General features: G+C 45.6%; 5 protein-coding genes. 4 read left to right on the top strand and 1 reads right to left on the bottom strand.

What is annotated here, in order from left to right; translation table 11 throughout:
• Window positions 1–195: PD-(D/E)XK nuclease family transposase (locus tag JX312_RS10785; RefSeq protein ID WP_204457997.1), on the bottom strand; the 195-nt coding region annotated here is incomplete at its 3' end.
• A 200-nt stretch (window positions 196–395) separates the two neighbouring features.
• Here JX312_RS10785 and queG point away from each other — a divergent pair.
• The 4 genes from queG to JX312_RS10805 form a co-directional block, all read left to right on the top strand.
• Window positions 396–1,370, top strand: coding sequence for a tRNA epoxyqueuosine(34) reductase QueG (gene queG / locus JX312_RS10790; RefSeq protein WP_204457998.1), 975 nt, complete (start codon window positions 396–398; stop codon window positions 1,368–1,370).
• Window positions 1,371–1,527: 157 nt separating this feature from the next.
• Window positions 1,528–2,391 (top strand): alpha/beta hydrolase, encoded by an 864-nt coding sequence (locus JX312_RS10795; protein WP_204457999.1) that lies wholly within the window; start codon window positions 1,528–1,530, stop codon window positions 2,389–2,391.
• A 203-nt stretch (window positions 2,392–2,594) separates the two neighbouring features.
• Window positions 2,595–3,113, top strand: coding sequence for an RNA polymerase sigma factor (locus JX312_RS10800; RefSeq protein WP_204458000.1), 519 nt, complete (start codon window positions 2,595–2,597; stop codon window positions 3,111–3,113).
• A 26-nt stretch (window positions 3,114–3,139) separates the two neighbouring features.
• Window positions 3,140–3,414: hypothetical protein (locus JX312_RS10805; RefSeq protein WP_370541501.1), on the top strand; the 275-nt coding region annotated here is incomplete at its 3' end.

Raw genomic sequence — 3,414 nt, forward strand, 5'->3', positions numbered from 1 at the left:
GAGTATAGCCCTGTCTTCCAGACTTTCACGACTCCTCTCATTATTAAGATAGTGTAATTTCTCAACCGGATCAAAATCCGGTTGGTCTTCAAACAAATCGTTCAGAAAGGCTTTAAGAATCTCATTCGATTTATTCTCCTTACCGAATATTATTTTAAAGCCGGTGTCTGTAAACGGATCAACAAATCTGGACATAGAAAAGAAGACTATATTATTTGATTTACAAATATATGAATTTTCCAGATCATATGCAAATAATCAGTGCATTTAAACATCCTTCTTCGAAATCAAAATCATTTCAAGATTTCAAGATTTCATGAAATCCAATATCAGCTAATTTTCAACACCTACTCTGATTTGATTTATCCGGTTTGAGAAGAATTTATTAATTTTACATGATGATTAAAAGAGAGCTATTTCTCACCGATTGCGACAAAGAGTCAATCCGGAGCATACTGTTTGCCTCGGGGGCACGCGCCGTAGGGTTTGCCAAGGCAGAGCCAGTGGATTCGGAGGTGTGGCGTGGATTCACAGATTGGCTGTCACGCGGTGACAACGCAGGGATGGAATATATGTATAATTATCCTGATTTGCGCCGTGATCCAAGGTTACTTCTCGATGGTGCCAGAACAGTGATTTCCATCGCCTATTCTTATGCGCCTGCCAAATGGAGAAATCCCGACCTTGGGGAGATTGCCGCATACGCTTATGGCAAAGACTACCATAAGGTGCTGAGAAAATTGCTGAAACCCGCGCTGAATGAGATTTCTGCTACTTATTCCGACAGTGCCTTCAGGATTTGTATCGACTCAGCTCCTGTTCTTGAACGATACTGGGCGCAGAAAGCAGGAATAGGATTCATTGGTGACAATTCCGCGCTGATTGTTCCGGGATACGGAAGCATGGTGTTTCTTGTCGAGATACTTACAACCCTTGACATAGCGCCGGACAATCCGGACACCAGAGATTGCGGTCACTGCGGAGCCTGCCGCAAAGCTTGTCCCGGGAAGGCGATAATTGACAACTGCCAGATAGACTGCCGCCTCTGCATCTCATATCTTACCATCGAGCACCGAGGGGAATGGATACTGGAAGAGTCATCAGAAGTAATGAAAACAGAAGCCGCAAGAAATTCAATTTACGGATGCGACACATGTCTTAGAGTATGTCCCCACAACCGCGGAGTCCCACCCACCTCCATCGAAGACTTCCATCCATCCGCCCAAATGCTTTCTCTCTCTTTCGAAGACATAAAAAGTTTAAAAAACAGCGAAGATCTTCAGCGTCTCATCCCAGGCTCTCCGATGACTCGCGCAGGAGTCTCAGGTCTCCTACGCAACATTTCACCCGACTGCCGGCACTGCAGATAAGCACATTACACCGATTCGATCTTCGCACAACCTTAAGGAGCACACCCCATACGCGTCTGAATTTTGACACATCACCAAGTTTTCGTATATTTGTTGTGCACAAAGAATACTGACAGAAGTGCGGAGAACAAAACATGCAACCAAAACCACATGACATATGAAACGTATACTGACAATTACAACAACTCTCTTATTGCTCGGAACAGCCTCTCTTTCCGCAGCGAAACCTGTAAAAATCGTGCTTTGGCAAGATGGAGCGCCAACCAAGAACGGTCACGAAAACACTGAAGAGAAATGGAACGGTCCAAGAGTCTCAGAAGTCTCTGTGCCTGAATTATGGATATATCCGGCAAAGAAACCTAACGGACAAGCTGTAATCTGCGCTCCCGGCGGCGGTTATAAGTATCTCTCCACCGACAATGAGGGTAAAATGCTCGTTGACTGGATGAACACTCAGGGGATAACTTTCGCTATCCTGAAATATCGCGTACCCAACGGACACCCCGAAGTCCCGCTTGAGGACGGCAGACAGGCAATCAGCATCATGCGCGAGAAAGCTTCCGAATTCGGTGTCAATCCCGATGAAATCGGAATCATGGGATGCTCGGCAGGAGGACATTTCGCCGCCACTCTCGCCACCATGCATGGTGAAGAAAGATTCCGCCCGGACTTCGAAATTCTACTTTATCCTGTCATTTCAATGACAGACATAACCCACACAGGTTCGAGAAATCATCTGCTCGGAGACAACCCCACTCCGGAAATGATTGAGAAATACAGTCTGGAAAACAGAGTTGACTCCCGGACACCTCCCGCATTTATAGTTCTTGCATCCGATGACAAGACTGTAGACCCGCTGAATACAATCTATTACGTTGAGAAACTTCAGAAAAACAAAATACCATATTCTCTCCATATATATCCCGATGGCGGGCACGGTTTCGGATTCCGCGATACCAATCCGTACAAAGCCCAATGGAGCGGTGAGCTCGAACGCTGGCTCCGCTCTATCCGCAAATAGCCGATCTTATTTATTTTTAAACAAGCTCTTAAATATCCAGCCACTCACAACCAAGTAACATCCACAACAAGATACATGAAATCTTTAAGAGAGTATCTGTAAAAGTGGTTGTTACTTGATTGTGTGTGGTTGGAGTTTTTTTGCGCAGGGTTTCTTGAAGCAGAGGAAAATCTGTTTTTTTCGCATCGGTCTGTCACATTTTTATGTTACGTTTGTCTTATTGGGAAATCGAACGAATGATGGAAATAGCGCCAAGAAAATATTTCACCGACAATATTCTACCCTGCAACGCCAGGATGTATGCTGCGGCACTCGCCATCACCGGCTCGCCGGAAGATGCCGCAGATGCCGTGCAGACAGCGATGTTACGGATATGGGAGAACATTTGCAAAGGAATATTTCCAGAAGTGCCGGCAGCATATTGTCTTTCCGCAATACGAAACATATGCCTCACAGAGTCTGCTCGTGCCTCAAGAAAGATACCTTTAGACACAACCCGCGAAATCCCGACAGGCGACGGCGGGACGGAAAAAGCAATCGAGCTCAATGAGGTCACGGCGACTCTCCGCCGATTACCTGAAAAAGAACGAAAGGCTGTAGAGATGAGTGCATTTGCAGGCTGTTCAGCCGATGACATAGCGGAAGTGTTGGGAGTATCAGCCGTAAACGCCAGACAGATACTCAGTCGCGGCAGACGTAGACTCCGTTCATTTTTTCACTAAATAATTCCAGAACAATGGCTACAGATATGAATCATATAAAAGACCTTCTTGAAAAGTTCTACGAAGGGGTCTCAACTCCTGAAGAAGAAAATATTCTTTGCGAGTTTTTCAATTCGGGAAATGATATTCCTGACGAGATGGAAAATGACCGCAGGATGTTTGCGATTCTCAGCAATACTGCAAAATACGCTGTTCCGCCTGTTGACCTTCAAGACCGGATTATGCAGACGATTGACAGTCAGACAGCCAATAAGAATGCCGCACGTAAGAACGCAACACGGCTCAGTCGTTTCTCTTGGAT

It is taken from the genome of Barnesiella sp. CU968 (assembly GCF_905219685.1).
In the GTDB taxonomy this organism is placed as follows: domain Bacteria; phylum Bacteroidota; class Bacteroidia; order Bacteroidales; family Muribaculaceae; genus Lepagella; species Lepagella muris_A.